A 15,300-nucleotide genomic window follows, 5' to 3' on the forward strand; every position below is an offset into this window, starting at 1 on the left:
TCCTAAGACAGCTAAGGGTTGCAAGGTTGCGAAGTTCTGTTGCCATGCCCCCAATTTTCGTCTGAAATTGATTCCTGAGACAGCTAAGGGTTGCAAGGTGTATTCCGACTTATCGCCCTCCGTGCCCATTTGTCTGAAATTGATTCCTGAGACAGCTAAGGGTTGCAAGAACCCTCTGATGAATTTATCAGAAGGTTCCAATTCCTAAAATTAATTTCTGGGATAGCTAAGGGTTACAAGAGATTTAAGTCGTCTTCTGCTTCTGTTGGAGCGCTTGGGGTCATCAAGTGATTGTGCCTCACCCAATCGACTGCAATCGCCAATCACGCGACCGTCCTTCAACGCTCTTTTCAACGACTGATCACTTCCTCCAGTTCGTACCAGTTCCCAATCTCCGAAAGCGATATATGCCAGCCACGAGCCGTTTTCAGGAAATTCCCAGACTGAGTGACTACCCAATCGGTCGCTCCCTTCTCGAATCCCCTGATAGTCCGCAGCGCGCGCCCCACGAGCGATTGAGAGTGCAATTCAGTCTCCACGCCTCGCTTGACTTCTCTTTTCAAATCCAAGTTGGACATGACAGCCTTTTTATTTAAACAAATGGGCGCGTCATGTCCAAGCTCAGATACTTGCTGGTTGTGGATCTCAGCGTATTTCCTACTCAAAGCGTCAAGGACTGAAATTCTGTCCGGATCTAACAACTGCTCTTGGTCAAGTCGGTAATACCTGGTGTTGCCAGACTTGCGATCGCAGACCAACCTGAGTCCTACCTTCTTCAGCAGTCGGTTAATCAAATCTATAGCGTCGGTCTTGGCAGTGACCGTAACGTTAAGCGCCGTGTAAAGTCGATGTCGCATGAAGTAAGCACGTTGCAAGAACTCTTGAATATCTGCATCGGCTGCGGTGTAGTCTCGCTCTGGGTCAATTAAACTAAGCAGTCCTACATCTTTGAGTGTTTTAACTTGGGCGCTATAAGTACGGACATCTGCAATGAAGGCGATACCTTGCGAGAATTGCTTAAGCTTGTGCCGCCATTCTCGCCGATCCAATTCTTGCGTCTTGTCCTCGTTCACTAGCATCCAATAAAGTTTTACAAAGTTTAGCCAGCGCCGTCTGTTTTCAATGACTGCCTTGCGGATAAATTGTGGTGTCAAATCAACGCCTGGAAGTTCGTTTTTCAGGAATGCCTTATCTGCCTTGTGTCTGTCTTCTTCTGTGGAGTTAGAATTACTCATAATGGCTTGAGCTTCTTCCAAGGAAATATCCTCAGCTTCTGACTTAGCGATAGATTCCTCATCCTTGAGTTCGTCCTTGGCACCAGCGATCGCATCTCCAAACCGTGTAGGATTACCTTCAAAGCAACATAGGACGTGTCCTTCTTCTTCTAGTTCTTGCTTAAGTTGAACTGCTAGCTGAGACAAGCCAAAATTACGGCGGGCTTTTAATTTGGCATAGAGGTCAATATGCGGGTTATCCCAGGTTTTGGTTTCTGGGTTCCACAGCCGATTTAATGCTTCCAGAATTTCTCCGTCTTCAGCTCCCTCTCCAGCAATATTCTTGGCTAGGTCAAAAATATTTATCGAGGTTTCGGAGTGGAACTTCATTAACTGCCGCTTAACTACTTCAGGCAGAAACGATTTGTAACCTGAAATGTCGTGGCTAGCATCCTTAGCCCAAACAAGACGGGGCACAGGTTGTCTGACTCTTGCTAACATCTGCCGACATTGGGACGGTTCTAAAGAACCGAAAAATAAACCAAAAACTTCCTCAAAATATTCAATAGTAATCGATACTCCAACGCCCATTGACGGTGTATAAATTAGTAAATCTGGTTGCAGAGTTTCAATGCTTTGGTTGGCGTCCTTAACAAAATCCCGTCCCCAAGCTTCCTGCGTAGTTTTTCGGTCTATCCGAATAATTTTGGCGTCTGGCTTCCACTTCAATGCCGCTTGTTCCAAAGCTTCTGCTTCAAGCTGGCTATCAGTTGCCACCGTTGTTTTTATACCGTGTTCTAGATTCTGAAAAATCAAATCTTCTACATCGCCATGCTTACCCGTGTAGAATTCAACATCCCAAGGTTTGCCCTTATGAACGTTGACTACGGTGAAGACAGGCGCATCAGGAGCAAGTTTTTTGACATAATCAACCGAAACATCAGTTAGGTCAGCATCACTCAAAATTACCAGTCCTTCGCTGCCCAAAACTTCCTGAATTTTTTTGGAAAAAGTATCAAGGATAAATGGGCGTTTTTCTTTGCAAGTTGATGAAGTCGCAACGTGAGAGAATCCCAGTTCTGATTCGTCGATTATGACAACGGCATGACTTAAATTTTTAGGTAGAATCTTCCAGAGTGAATCCCAGCACAATGCCAATGTTTCTTCGTGCTGTCGCATCTGATTGGTAAGCGTATAGTTACCAGCCACACCTGATTCATCAATCCAAGTGATGTCCCACTTGGAAGCCTGTTCCCGACCAAGGGCGATGCGAGGGGTAATAGATACCACTGGACGGTTTTGAACCTTGTATTGGGCGATTAAGCTCTCAATCAAGGTTGATTTGCCACTGCCCTTCCGTGCTTTAAGTGCAATAATTCCCTGGCTTGGGAGCTGCTGAATTAAAGTATCGATAGGTAGGTATTCGCAATCTAGCAGGATGTTAATTGGGTAGGTTAAAGTGTTGAGTTTTTTCTGGGCATCGAAAACCTTCTGCCAGAATTGTTCTTTCTCTGCCAGCTCAAAAAATTCTTTTGGCGTCAGGTAGGCGATTGCGTCAAGATTAGTTAGTTCATCTATGTCCGGCTGACATTTTTGAATTTGTCCCCACCAGGCGATCCGGACTTCGTATCCCCATTCGGTAACAAGCTCGATAGTGCGCTCATATTGGCGCAGAACCGACTTATTTAGGACTGCTCCACCGTCTGGGTAAAGGTCAATTGTTTTTGTCCCCAGTTCGGTTGAAAGTTGATCGAGATTAGCTTTCAACTGTTTAGGACTGCTAGCAAAGCATCCGCCAGCGGCACCCAAGAAAACCTGATTTAAATGCTGGGCAGCGATGCAAGGTTTGAGCAGTCCTTCACCCATTCCAATGCTGTTGCGCTTCGCTCCCTGCAACGGGCGACAGCAGCTGATGGGTATTTCTCCGGTCGGTAGATGAGAGGAAAATTTTGATTTAAGCCAGCGATATTTACTTTTGGTGGCACCATCCAGACGAATCTGCATTCCCAGAATTCGTCCTTGGGTGTCCCAAGCGGGAATTAAAATTCCTCTAGCCGAGACAAACAAATGATTTCCATCCCAACTGACACCAGCGAGTCGCGACGAGATATTTTGCAGCGGTTGATTGGGTACGGCAGAACGGAACAGTCCACTTTTAATCTGAGCGTCGTCTAAACCGCGAGCGCGTAAATTTTGATAGTGGTCATCTGCTAAGGACAAATGCAACAGCAGTTTCCGATTTTCAGCGCTGCGCTCGTCAATCGGAAGTGATTCATTGAGTTTTGAAAGTTCTTTCTCCTGTTCGCGCTGACGGCGGCGGTTGTATTCCTCAGCAATATCCTGCCAGCTCTTGCCGCTTGTACCGTTATCTGGCGCATAAACGCCCCAAACTGCATCCTTGGTGGATTTGATGCGCTTCCATCCGGTGACACCAGCATCACTGTCGATGTAGCTATGGCATAAAGCCAAAGTATCAACCTGGCGACAATCTCCGGAGGTATCGCCACAAATGGAGCAAGGGCTAGTGCGTTTGGTAGGGACAAACTTAGTCATTCCTCCCTCCAGCCACGCCTAAACAATCGCAATTAATGCAGCGCACGCTGGCTTGGAGAGTTGGCGCGATCGCCGGAACGATTATGCTTTCACAACAACCACAAAACCAGCAAGGATTTGTTTTCTCAAGCAGCCCTAACAGAGGAGGCGTTGATATATTTCTGATACGGCTGGAAAGTTTTACGGTTGCCGCTTTGGTGCTAGGTTGGCGCTGAGTCGGGGTTGATTTTAACAGAGGTGATGCAGTCATACCCCGCACCCCCTCTGTAAATCCTGTGCAAGATTCAGGCAGAAAAGCTGCGTTTCTTCACCGAGAAAATTTAAGTTCTCTAGATGCTCCAAGCAATCTGTGAGGCGTTGCTCTGCGAGTGCTTCCTGAAGTTGTTGCTGTGATGCCTTAGCGCTGTCTTGGTGCCGCGTTCCTTCGGTTGTTGCGTGTGGCGATGGTTTTTCAATCGTACCCTGGCTCAAATTTAAGCGAGGCGTAAACGACGATTGCGCTGAAGTAGCCGAAAATCTGGACTTCCCCTCTGTTTCCGGGGTAAGATTGATACTAATATTTTTCATTGGAGCTGCCCTTAGTGAAGTTGAGGCGGCTCTTTTGCTTTTGTCCTGGGAGTGAAAACGCTGTTACAGTGAAATTAAGATTTGTTTGGTCTGGTGACTCAATGAGCCTTCTGGGGAAGCAGTTAGCGTAGTGTTAGCGTTTTCACTTTAGGATTTGCAAAGAGTCGCCAGATTTTTCTTATGAAGAAATCTTTTGATGTGAGCCTTTGCTGAAAAGCTCCACAGTACCCTTGTTTTGAGTAGCTTGGGCTTTATCCTGCCTCAGCTTTAGCAGTGACGCGCCGTTTGTGCCGTGCAGTCAGAGAATTGAGCATAGTGTTAAATAGCGATTTCCTTATGAAGTAATAATTACAAATCCCTACCAGCATCAAGCTGATAGGGTTTTTCGTTTTGCCTGCTTATTGGGTTTCTCAATAGTAGATATGTAGGTTAAAAGTGCTTCGCGGATTAATTCAGAGCGTTTAATCCTTTTCCTTTTCGCTACCGACTTCAATTTTTTGGCGAGAGACGGGGTTACTCGCTGGCTTAGCTGGATTTCATTTCGTTCCATAGTGAGCCTATCCGGGATGCATTCAGTAGTTCAATCTATAACACAGTAGTGACGCAATTGTGCTACGGGTATTCTAGCCCAAATTTTTTAAAAAGTTGCCTACTATGCCTACCATATTATTCCGCCCTACCTTATTTACAAGAGGGAGTATAACACTTTTTGCAATCCTCAAACCCTTTGCCCCGTCTAGTCTGCGCCATTGAAACTCGTTGTATTTTTGGCTGTAACTAAGTGTTACTAGTAGTAACTCATAGTTACAAAAACTTTTTGCTGCCCCCCATGATTTGGAATATCTAAAAAATGTTCCCAACCAGTTACAAAAAAGTTTTCTTGTTTTGATGGGTAGCTAATTGTAATTTTGTATTGTACTTTTGTACGAATGTACATTACTTTCCTTTGGAACGACTTGCCGGAGCAATTAAACTGTTTAACTTTTTTTCGACAGCTTCTAGCCTTACTTTGAGGTGTTCTAGCTCGTTTTCAATTTTCGGAGATGACGTTTCCCCTAAATAAAGTTCTACCGCTTCCAATAGAACTTGAGAGCGAGTTCTGCTGAGCTTCTTTGCGATCGCATCAATTTTTTTTAAATAATCATTCGGCAATCTTACGCCAACAGTTGTTTTTTCCATAATGCGCTTGTTAACGTTGTTAACCAATTTTAACGTATCTTGTTAAATTCTGAAAGTGGACGTTAGTTTTGCGGTTTAAGCTAAACCGCTTTTTATTTACAAAGTAAACGAGTTAAATTCCTGGCCTATTTAAAAAGATAAATTTTAATAGCCTATTGATTCATGAAAATCTTGCTGGGTAAAAATTTTAGGTTTTTTGAAAAGTAAATGAGTTTTTTTGCGCTTGTTATCTCAAAGCGTTAACAAAAGGTTATTGCCTCAGAAATAAATGCAAGTCTCATTGTAATGAGCGGCTTCTTTAGGAAAATTTAAAAGTGATTACTAAAGAAAAGCAATTTACGGGAAAAGACTTTGTTAACGGTTTGGAGCCAAGTAAGTAAATTTATCGAATCGGAAAGAAACGTACTTGCCTAGTAAAGAGCAGAGGATAATGGAGGCGTGATCGCGTCATTGTTTTCATTGTCTTGAACAGCCGATCCAGCAAACGCTGCTATACGTTGCTTTTATCAGGTCGTTGAGGATCGCAAGCTTTTTTCCAGGCAGACAAAAAGCGATTGCATCAATGCTGACAGCATTAGCTGCTTCGCAAAAGTGTGTGATCGCGGCTTGAGTCCTAAGCCACTGGTGTTTCTTTCGGTTCCTTTGGCTTCTTCTCAAAAACCTGAATGGCTGGCTCGTTCAGAACAAAGCCTCGATCTGTGGGTTCGCCCATCTTTCCTGCGATCGCAGCAACCCACATCGGGTAATCAGTTTGTGCCTGTTCTAACTTCTTAAAGACTTTGGGCTTTACAGTTACGCTGACAATCTGCCCATCGCAGTCAATCTCGAAAGACTTCCAGCCGTTCTCAACTGTCTTCACGTCAGCTGGGAACTCCGAAATCTTTATGGTTAGCTCAAGCTTTCCTTGCGTTGTCATAAAGTGTGATCTCTCCTATGTAAATGCGATGCGGATACTCTAGTCGCTAGTCCCTGAAGCGCGTGATCGCTCCTCGTCATTTCCATCCCAACCTTCCAGAATCTGCGCGATTACTTCCACGACCTCAAGCCAATGCTCGAATGGTTCGCCCTCTGAATGCTGCCAGCCAGCGCGGTTTTGGCAGTAGCGCTGCACGGCTGCAAGTACAGCAGGAACCCCGGCATCATGGCAGAGGCAGCTGATTTCTTGGTAGATTCGATTGCCTTCCATCGTCACTCCTTACCTTTGGCGGGGGAGGAAGTTTTATTTTTTTTTGGTAGGTGTAGGGGCTTCGTTATCTATTAGCCACTGCTCCACCAATTCCCGCAGAACATCACCCATGTCACGACCCTGCAAGGCACAGGTTGCCTTAAAACGCGCTCGGACTGCTTCGGGGACTCGCCCTCGAATAAATACTTCCTTCTCCGTTTCTGGCACAAATTCAAGCTCATATATTCCTTCTATATCTTCCCATTGCTAAAAATCTTTTTGTAAAAAGTGCTTTATTGCTATTTTGCTTTTGTGCCTTTGTGCTATCGTAGCAAACATAGACCAAAAACGCCCAAAACACTCACCGCACAACAAAAATCAGGTGAGATTGGGCGACAAAGTTTTCTTGTCACAAATCATCTCAACCGCAGACAGCAAGCGGGATAGACGGATTTAACCTTAAAGATTTGGAGGAATTGAGCAATGGTAATGACGCAGCCAACGCAGGCTGACCTGACCCGGAGTACCCCAGCAATCGCTGTCGGAGTCGATAACGGGGCAGGATTAGTAAAACTGGTCTTCGGTAGTGGCAGTCAGCAAATGAAAGTTCGCACTCCCTCAAAAGTCCTGGAAATTAAAGAAGAATTGCACGATGTTCTTACTTCAAAAGAAGGTGGGCATTTCTTCTACCACTCAGGTGACAGAGAAGACTTAATTGGGCGAGAATTCTTAACCGGAACGCTAGCTGCATGGAAAGCACCAACTACTCACATTAAGTTGAGTGACAACCCAGCGCTAAAAGTTGAATATGCCCTACATACCTTGCTAGGAGGGCTGGCTACCTTGCCTTTCCGCCCAGAGTGGAACTTGCATTTAGTGCTGTCCATTCACAACAAGCAAGTGTTTCAGGCCCCATTGATGAAGAAAACATCAGGAACTCACGTTATTAGTTTCAATGGCAAAAATACGCCGCACTCGCTGGTAAATCTCAAGGTGAGTTTGGTCGCTCCTGAAGGCGCAGGTTCCTATGGTTATTGTGTTTCATCGAAACCCGAACCATTAATTGATAGAACGGCTCACGCTATTGCATTTGACTTCGGGACTTCTACAGTTATCCCAACTGTTTTCGCTCCAGGTGGTGCAATCATCCATCGTCAAGTTTTAGAGGTTGGTGGATGTATTGACCTTCTAGATGCGATCGCATCTGATAGCGAACTCATTCAGTTCTTGGGTTCTGGGAAGGCAGGCAATGTCGAGACAATTCGGCAGGGAATTGAATTTGGAAGTTTCCAATATGGCACCCGTAACTTCAACTTCCGCAGCATTTACGCCCGTCATCTCAAGGCGTGGTTAACCGATCGTCTGCGTCTCGCCTTCAAAGAAGTAGCCGAATGGCGGGATGCAGCATCAAGCCTTGTGGCATGGGGTGGAGGTGTTGAGCTTCCTGGGGTTGTAAAGATGCTTGCCACTCAAGGTATTACCGCCGTTCCACAGGGTTGCTGGGCTAACGCCATCGGGTTGCAACGGATGGCAGAAGGGCGGTTAGCGAGAGGGAAATAAACGATGGCAGAAAATACCAGAGTTCGAGTTGAACCCGACATTGAGCAGTATCTCAAGTCCCAATCTGAGCGGGTACTGGGTAAGCCAGTTGAACTGGTTACAGGGCCAGACCTAACTACATTGACAAATCGGCTTTTGTACGAACACAGAGTTGCTAGTCAGATGGCGAAGCAAGTCCCATTCGCAAAACTTTTTAGTTGGGTAATGGGCTTAGTTCCCAGCAGCGGCAGCAAAGTCGTTTCGCTTCCCCAACAAAGCTCCTCACCAGCATTGAAACCTCAAGAGCCAGATAGCTTTGATTTTGATGCTGAGCTGGGTGAGCTGTATGCAGAAGATGCGGCATAAATCCCGCATAACATGATTGATCATCAGGATTGCATCAATCAAAACAACCTAATCAAGTTTGAAAGATGCAATACGCAAGCAATTTTCCGCAACCCAAATATCCGCTTGGTAGTGAGGTTTTAGTTAGATTTGACGACTCAATCGGTCATACTCCATACGTTAGCAGGCGGTTAGTTGTCGGAGTTCTCCTGAATCCGGATCTGAAACATTTTCAATGCAACGGCTGGATGTACCTTGTCGAAGATCGTGAGGCAAATGATTCCCCATCCCAAAGCCTTGCACCTGAAAACGACCTGAGCCTACCCGTGCCCGAAGCTCAGCTTCCAAATTTTCTGGAGACGATTGTTACTCAGCTAGAACTTCTTCAAAGTAGTGCCGAGACGTGGGAGAAGAATTCACAATCCGATCTTCTCGATCGCTTAGATGAAATCCAGTCCCATGTCGTGACCATTTTGAAGACCCTACGACCGAAGGGTGTCGTGCAATCTTCCGAAAATCCTGCTACCTCGATCGACCAAAACTAAAAATTTTTGTCAGTATCCAGCGGTTCAAGTTTCCAGGCTTCACGCCGCTGGCACTGGCTCACATAACCAAAGTAATGGAGCAATTTCAATCATGACAGATTCTTTTGAAGTGGGATTCCCCGATGGGCAGTACATCGCGCACGGGGTTGATCTAAAGGCAGCCCTTGAATTAGCCGACGCCTTCCACAAGAACCTCGATCCACAGCCAATTATCGATGGCATTGCAGACCCAGAAGTTCGGGCAGTGGCACAGCGCATCAGCAATAGTCTTACCAATCATCCAGCGAGGGGGCAAAGAAACTTACCCGACTGCGTGAACTGGGGCTATGTTAAAGAGCGCGTCCGCCGCTACAACCAAAAGCCCTCAGATGACTTGCTGTACAGGATTGGTACTCACGTCGATGCTCTGACACCAGAAGACCAAGATTTGATTCGGTGCCAGCAGCAGGGTTATTTGAATCCAGAACAACGCTTTCGCGTACTAAACTGGATCGCTTGTCATTCGCTTGAAATTGAAGGTGACTTGGCGCTACTCATCTTCGGGCGAGAACAACTATCTGAATGGTTGGGGCGATCGCGGAAAAGTTATCCAAACTTTGAGTTTTACTTGGCGTTTGAATTTCAGCCAAAGCAGGAATCGGGATGGGATTCAGGTATTAACTTCACGATGCACTGGATTCCACAAACAGGGGCACCACAACCGAGTAGCGAATGTGATTTCGCATGGTCGCTCTATTGGGAATCGGGCGATATGTTTTGGGCTGATTGGATGCCCGGTGGCAATCAGTTTGATTTCTGCCTGGACTGCTATCCCAACCAAGAAAGCTTCGCAACACCTAACTCTTTTTGTGAGGGAGGCGATAGGTATACAACCCTCACCGACGAAGAAGCAGGTTTGATGTCTGTCGCTCAAGTCCTAGGGCATTTCGCGGCAGTTTTGGCTTGAAGAATCATGAAATACGCGATCACGCTTGCAATCGGAGGGATTCTCTTGACTCCTGGCTTTCATCCAGGCAGCGCCAGAATGCCCTTCTAACGAATCACAAAAAGGATGCACACGCAGAGGAATCACAGATGAAAGAAGCAACTTGTTTAACTCTAGTTCTCGGCGGGTTAGGGCTGTTCTTCTGGATGAAGCCATCCCAACCGGACAACAAGGATTTAATCATTCAGCAACAAGAGCAGCAAATTCAACAGCTTCAAGCTGAACAGCGCGGTATGGAAAGAGCGCTGGGCTTAAGTCGATAAACAATCAAGTCAGTTCGCCTTCCAAACAAGAGGGCGAACTGACTTGTCAGCGCTTCGCGATCGCACTTCACTACCAAGGAATTAACTCATGGAATTTGCATCAAATAAAAGCACCGCGATTGTCAAATATCAAGGGAAAAAATCTGGCATCCACAAGGTACACGCGCTAGATAAAAACCTTGTCGGTTTGACCAAAAACTATTTTGACATTGACCTCGAACAACTCCCGAACATGACTGACCAGCAGCTTGCAGAATATGCAGACCGAGCCGCTGCGATGGAGCGACTGATTGAAGTGTTACCCATCCTCGAAAAACACTTCAAAACCTTAATTGAAGGACAAGTTGCTTACGAACAATTTGTTGCAGAAGTCCAAAAGGATGCTGCCTCTGCCGCCAAGAAAATTGACCAACAGATTCTCAATGTATTCCTCGCCGGAAAGGGCTACCAGCAGCACGTTCGGCTGATGGGAGAGAAAGCCCAGAATGGAATCCGGCTGTTAGATGCAGAGGGACGCAGCGCATTAACCTTGGAGCGAATGGATTTCCAGACAGCGCTGCAAATTGTGGCACGTCGGCACCAAAGCGGCGCACGTCGCATTCAAGAAAAGATTCCTCAAATGGAGCGGCGAGAAGCGATTGCTGAACAGATAAGGAAAGAGAGGGAGGAGCGCAAGGATTTAATCACTAATGGCTCCCGTTCCTCCCAGAAGAAAGGATTCTGGCAAGGTGTTGGTGATTGGTTTTCAGGCAAATAACTCGTGGTGAAGCTGATGCTTAATTTCAACAATCGTCAGCCTCACCACGAGGCTGATTTTTTTCAGGAAGAAACCCCCGAAACGAATCAAATTCGCTTTTATAAAGCGACCGGGAATTTATCAGAATTCGGGTTGTATTTCAGCGGCGGCTTAGCATTGGCGCTGCTTTCCAGATTGATTCCAGGGATGTTGATTGCCTACGGGATGCTACTCGCGATCGCATCTGGTTACATTGCCCTCGCGGTAAGAGGGGACAAGCGGGAAGGCGCAGTTATCGGATTAGCGATCGCGGCTTCGACCGTTGCCGGATTCTGGGATGCAATTACCAGTCTGATTGCAATGGTGAACCCGCTTGTTTGGATTGGAATTGGACTGGCATTGTTCGCGATCGCCTTATCAATAATTCTCAGGAGGACAGGGCGATGAATCCCAAATTAATGATGTTGTCTGCTTTGGGATTGGGTCTAGTTGGTTCCGCTGTTGGGACACAAGGAAACTTTGACGGCAAACTTCACTACTGTCAACCAGTCGCCAACGGTTGTATAGAGGCTTCTAGACCTGACTGGATGCAGCCCCCCAATATTGCCGTCAACGTGCGACGAACCCCTGGTGTTGGAGGTTGGAAACTAGGCGGCGCGTTCCTTGCTGTTGCAGGTTTTGGAGTGTCGATGAGTTTAGCGCGAAGTCTCTCGTGCCAGGAATCCAAGCATCAGAAATACCAAACTATTTGGGAGGGAGTTAACCTACAAAAACTCAAGGTACAAGCACAAGCAGAGCTGGAAGTTTTTAACCAACAAGTGATGATTCAAGCAGCTGAGCAATCCTATACTGCATTGGCACCCTATCAAGAGTCGCTGGAAGCAGAAGTTCTGGAAGAGGGTCAAGCGCCAATGGCTCAGGATATACCTGCTCAGCAGCCAATCACTGATTCTCCTCAACCTCAATCCTCAGAAGATTCACCCGGTGGACTCTTGAATAAAGATTCTGAAGCGATTGGAATGGCGATTTTAGATGGGCTAGTAGGTTCTCGTCGCTCAAGCTTGATTGTGGGCGGCACCGGCGCAGGTAAATCAATCACAGAAACATATCTCCTCACCAAATTTCAAGAGCGTTACCCAGAGGCAGAAGTTTGGGCGATCGCGCAGAAGAATGATTCGTTCTGTGGGTTGGATAAAAAAGGACGAGTAATTTTATTTGATGCGCTTGACCCATCAGCCGCATTGAGAGGGATTGACCATATTCACAGCATTTACGACAAACGCCGCCGGTTGCCTGAAAGCGCTAGAACTGACTTGCAACCAGTGCGTCTGATTCTCGCGGATTGGCTCAGTATCAACCAATCCCTAGAGGAATTAAGGAACGAGGAACCCGTTAAAAGCTCCAAATACTTAACCAAGCTGGCAGACATCATCTACAACGGACGCGAGCTAAACGTTTGTTTACTGGTTGATTTGCAGAGTTTTAATTTAGCTGCCATTGGGATGAAAGCAGACCGTAATAGCCGCAAGAACTTTAACCTCGTTGGGTTGGGAAACTACTCAGTAGATGAGTTTGGCAGCATTAACGAATCTTACGGGGTGTTGTCCAACATGATTGGCAATAAAGATATGGTTGCTGAAGAAGATGAGCGGTCGGCGCTACTGGCAACGTTTAAGGAACTTAAACCGATATCTAGGGACAACCAGCGCCCAATCATCTTCACCACCCTGGAGCCTGCCAGGGTAGCTTTACTTCCGGACTTGCGACACTACAAACCCGGTCAATCGGTACGGATGAAATTGGAAGGATATACCCCCGAATACCTGAATCGAATCTTGAGTCTTGAGTTTGACATTGACACTCCGGCACAAGCGGAAGAACCCATCGCGGCAGGAATAACTCGCGACAATACTCAAGCCAAAGAAGTTCTGAAAAGTTGGTTCGCTGGCAAAGGGTGGGTAAAGATTCACCGAGCGCGGTCAATGTGCAAACAACTTCAAAAGTTCACCAGGGATTCGGACGAGGTTAGGGCACTGATAGAGGAACTGGTCACGGAGGAATTGGTAAACGTAAATGATTCTGACGAATTTAACGTAGACGTGACCGCGTAACCAGACGTGAGGAATCAGCTCAAAAAACCATAAATTAGCTATTCGGTAACGTGCGGTCACTTTGGTCACGCCCTTGATATATAAGGGTCACAGTGGTCACGCTATCCGGTAACGCTCGTGATCCGCGATCGCAAAAATCGACAACCAACAGACAATTTATAAAGGCAATCGCCATGACACAACCCAAACCCAAACGAGCGCTCAGGGGCGCTGCCCTGCAAGGACACCTGAGAAAAGAGTTCAAATCGCTGGAAGACTTCCACGCCGAAACCTTAAGACTAGAAGCAGAAGTGAGACTCGCAAGACGGGAAAGGAACCCGCTCTATCGTTCAGCCCAATGCCTAGGCTGGGGTGTATTCGTGGCGTCGTTGATCGGGAGTATCGCGTTGTTTATCCAGCCTGGACAGATTAAAGCTGCTTTGATGCTTGGCTTTGCGCTGGGAACCAGTGGATCGGCATTGGAGCGTAGGGAGTAGAATCCCACTCGTCTGAGTCATTGGAAAGCCCCTGCTGTTTTCGAGCGGGGCTTTTTATTGGTTATTGGCTGGCGAGATCGCAACTGACCAACTCTTGTCACAACTGTTACAGCGCCAGCGCTGGGAGATGGGGATGCCGTCCTTGCTTTTGCGGACGCCATTATTCCGAATCCTCACTGCCTCCCCACAGTTTGGGCAGGGGGGCTTGTCCATTACTTCATCTGGCTCAGTTAGCTCGACCTGTACGGGATTCGTAGAGACGATCCCCTCTTGGTTTGAAATCTCGCTTTCAGAAGCCGCTTGGGTTTCAGATTCTAGGTTGAAAAGTTTGAGCCGAGCCGCGTCTAGCCTACGCTGGATATCTTCCTTCTCTGCCTCAGTATCAACTAATTTCTTCCTGACCTCCGTGAGCTTAACCCGCAGCTCCTGATTGCGCTGCTCCAGATCCTGAATTTTGGCATTCCGTTCGATTACAGCTTCGGTTGTCCCTTGTTGCCTGAGAGATTCGTTCTCGATTCTCAGGCGACTAACTCCCCCAAGCGATCGCGAATCATCCTTTCAATTAAATCTTCTAGCCCATCAATATCAGTCGTTGTAATACGAGAATGTTTTGCGTTTTGTCTTGCTTGCTCTGCTACTTCCAAGACATTCTCACCCTTCTCCATTGCTGCTAGGGAGTATTGCAGCAGGTTGACAATCACTTTCGTTTCCGTAGTATCCCCTGCTTCTGCTAGCGCCGCTACGCGGTCTAAGAGGTCAACTGGCAACCGATAGGATTTTGATTTAGTTTCCATGTCTTGCGTCTTGCATTGATGTCTTACCTGTCATCTTATCGCGCTGCACGGCGTTTGCAAGACGTATCAGCAAGACACGGTTTCTAGAGCTACTGATATATGCCTAACTGATGTAAGACAAACCTGTATTGCATTTGTTTTGCTGTCTTGCTAGTATGTATTACATAGATCCGGGAAACGCCCAAACATCCGCCCCACAGAACCTTGACAATCCAACCCCAAGTAAAGTGACCTAGCAAAAGCCTTGTGTCCAAAATTTAAGGGCAATCGCGCTCCGTCCAAAGAAAGCGATTGCCCCAAATTACAACCCCTAGAAGGAGTTACACATCCAATGTTATTTCAATCCGACATCGAAATTCTGAAATCTGAAATCACCAACTTTGAGGCAATCATCGCCACTCGCCGCGCCCGCATCGAACAACTGAACTACGCCGAAACCGTTGCGGATGGAGCAATCCAGTCGCTACAGGATGCCGTTACCAAATTTCAGGAGCTGGCACCGGACGCGATCGCTACCTTGAAGTCCGCCGTCTTGGGATTGTTTGGTGGTAACGACAGCAGCGACGGCGATGACCCAGCGCCAGATCCAGACCCGACGCCCAACGATGACCTGACAGAGATTGAGCAGTGGGAAGAGGACAATGGCATCCTGACAAATATAGATGGGGATGACGATTTAGCCGTGCCCGTGGACGAGGAGACTATCCCGCCTGTCAATGCTGCTGCCACGGATGAGCCAAGCGATAGCTACGCTGACCAATCGGTTCGCCCTTACGTTGAAATGCTATCCCTGAACGAGACAGTCGCCTACCAGCGGAAGCGCGACGG

Annotated in this window: 18 protein-coding genes and 1 pseudogene; 11 read left to right on the forward strand and 8 right to left on the reverse strand. The window is 47.0% G+C overall.

What is annotated here, in order from left to right:
* Positions 1 to 350: 350 nt before the first annotated feature.
* Positions 351 to 3,767 carry a plasmid replication protein, CyRepA1 family gene (locus NDA03_RS26255; protein WP_348239623.1) on the reverse strand — a complete coding sequence of 1,139 codons (3,417 nt, stop codon included), beginning with the start codon at positions 3,765 to 3,767 and terminating at the stop codon, positions 351 to 353.
* A gap of 35 nt (positions 3,768 to 3,802) precedes the next feature.
* Here NDA03_RS26255 and NDA03_RS26260 point away from each other — a divergent pair, with 35 nt between their 5' ends.
* On the forward strand, positions 3,803 to 3,982 hold the full coding sequence (locus NDA03_RS26260) for a hypothetical protein (RefSeq protein ID WP_348239624.1): 180 nt from the start codon (positions 3,803 to 3,805) through the stop codon (positions 3,980 to 3,982).
* A gap of 31 nt (positions 3,983 to 4,013) precedes the next feature.
* Here the strand turns inward: NDA03_RS26260 and NDA03_RS26265 are convergent, their stop codons facing one another.
* The 5 genes from NDA03_RS26265 to NDA03_RS26285 all read right to left on the reverse strand — a co-directional run bounded on the left by NDA03_RS26265 (position 4,014) and on the right by NDA03_RS26285 (position 6,906).
* Entirely contained in the window at positions 4,014 to 4,334 is a 321-nt protein-coding gene (locus NDA03_RS26265; RefSeq protein ID WP_348239625.1) for a hypothetical protein, read from the reverse strand.
* A 936-nt stretch (positions 4,335 to 5,270) separates the two neighbouring features.
* Positions 5,271 to 5,513 carry a ribbon-helix-helix domain-containing protein gene (locus tag NDA03_RS26270; protein ID WP_348239626.1) on the reverse strand — a complete coding sequence of 81 codons (243 nt, stop codon included), beginning with the start codon at positions 5,511 to 5,513 and terminating at the stop codon, positions 5,271 to 5,273.
* Positions 5,514 to 6,126: 613 nt separating this feature from the next.
* A complete protein-coding gene (locus NDA03_RS26275; RefSeq protein ID WP_348239628.1) occupies positions 6,127 to 6,429 on the reverse strand; it encodes a fertility inhibition FinO-like protein in 303 nt (100 codons plus the stop codon).
* Between the two features lie 39 nt (positions 6,430 to 6,468).
* Positions 6,469 to 6,699, reverse strand: coding sequence for a hypothetical protein (locus tag NDA03_RS26280; protein ID WP_348239629.1), 231 nt, complete (start codon positions 6,697 to 6,699; stop codon positions 6,469 to 6,471).
* Between the two features lie 33 nt (positions 6,700 to 6,732).
* Entirely contained in the window at positions 6,733 to 6,906 is a 174-nt protein-coding gene (locus tag NDA03_RS26285; protein ID WP_348239630.1) for a plasmid partition protein ParG, read from the reverse strand.
* 255 nt (positions 6,907 to 7,161) lie between these two features.
* Here NDA03_RS26285 and NDA03_RS26290 point away from each other — a divergent pair, with 255 nt between their 5' ends.
* The 9 genes from NDA03_RS26290 (at position 7,162) to NDA03_RS26330 (ending at position 13,678) form a co-directional block, all read left to right on the forward strand.
* A complete protein-coding gene (locus NDA03_RS26290) occupies positions 7,162 to 8,238 on the forward strand; it encodes a hypothetical protein (RefSeq protein ID WP_348239631.1) in 1,077 nt (358 codons plus the stop codon).
* A gap of 3 nt (positions 8,239 to 8,241) precedes the next feature.
* On the forward strand, positions 8,242 to 8,583 hold the full coding sequence (locus NDA03_RS26295; RefSeq protein WP_348239632.1) for a hypothetical protein: 342 nt from the start codon (positions 8,242 to 8,244) through the stop codon (positions 8,581 to 8,583).
* Between the two features lie 65 nt (positions 8,584 to 8,648).
* A complete protein-coding gene (locus tag NDA03_RS26300; RefSeq protein WP_348239633.1) occupies positions 8,649 to 9,107 on the forward strand; it encodes a hypothetical protein in 459 nt (152 codons plus the stop codon).
* Positions 9,108 to 9,198: 91 nt separating this feature from the next.
* Positions 9,199 to 10,053 (forward strand): hypothetical protein, encoded by an 855-nt coding sequence (locus NDA03_RS26305; protein ID WP_348239634.1) that lies wholly within the window; start codon positions 9,199 to 9,201, stop codon positions 10,051 to 10,053.
* Between the two features lie 128 nt (positions 10,054 to 10,181).
* Complete coding sequence (locus NDA03_RS26310; RefSeq protein WP_348239635.1) at positions 10,182 to 10,355, forward strand: hypothetical protein; 174 nt, start codon at positions 10,182 to 10,184, stop codon at positions 10,353 to 10,355.
* Positions 10,356 to 10,443: 88 nt separating this feature from the next.
* Positions 10,444 to 11,112, forward strand: a complete 669-nt coding sequence (locus NDA03_RS26315) for a hypothetical protein (RefSeq protein WP_348239636.1) — start codon at positions 10,444 to 10,446, stop codon at positions 11,110 to 11,112.
* A gap of 6 nt (positions 11,113 to 11,118) precedes the next feature.
* Positions 11,119 to 11,538 (forward strand): hypothetical protein, encoded by a 420-nt coding sequence (locus NDA03_RS26320; protein ID WP_348239637.1) that lies wholly within the window; start codon positions 11,119 to 11,121, stop codon positions 11,536 to 11,538.
* On the forward strand, positions 11,535 to 13,202 hold the full coding sequence (locus NDA03_RS26325; RefSeq protein WP_348239638.1) for a hypothetical protein: 1,668 nt from the start codon (positions 11,535 to 11,537) through the stop codon (positions 13,200 to 13,202). The genes NDA03_RS26320 and NDA03_RS26325 overlap by 4 nt, the downstream gene beginning before the upstream one ends.
* Positions 13,203 to 13,375: 173 nt before the next feature.
* Entirely contained in the window at positions 13,376 to 13,678 is a 303-nt protein-coding gene (locus tag NDA03_RS26330; protein ID WP_348239639.1) for a hypothetical protein, read from the forward strand.
* A 54-nt stretch (positions 13,679 to 13,732) separates the two neighbouring features.
* On the opposite strand, the gene NDA03_RS26335 is transcribed toward NDA03_RS26330, so the two are convergent.
* Both NDA03_RS26335 and NDA03_RS26340 read right to left on the reverse strand, forming a co-directional pair.
* Complete coding sequence (locus NDA03_RS26335) at positions 13,733 to 13,891, reverse strand: hypothetical protein (protein ID WP_348239640.1); 159 nt, start codon at positions 13,889 to 13,891, stop codon at positions 13,733 to 13,735.
* A 305-nt stretch (positions 13,892 to 14,196) separates the two neighbouring features.
* Positions 14,197 to 14,472: a hypothetical protein gene (locus NDA03_RS26340; protein WP_348239641.1), complete on the reverse strand. Its 276-nt coding sequence runs from the start codon at positions 14,470 to 14,472 to the stop codon at positions 14,197 to 14,199.
* Between the two features lie 331 nt (positions 14,473 to 14,803).
* Here NDA03_RS26340 and NDA03_RS26345 point away from each other — a divergent pair.
* Positions 14,804 to 15,300: pseudogene (locus tag NDA03_RS26345) on the forward strand (hypothetical protein); the annotation flags it as partial.

Source organism: Trichocoleus sp. Lan, from assembly GCF_039961855.1.
Classification (GTDB): domain Bacteria; phylum Cyanobacteriota; class Cyanobacteriia; order Cyanobacteriales; family FACHB-T130; genus FACHB-T130.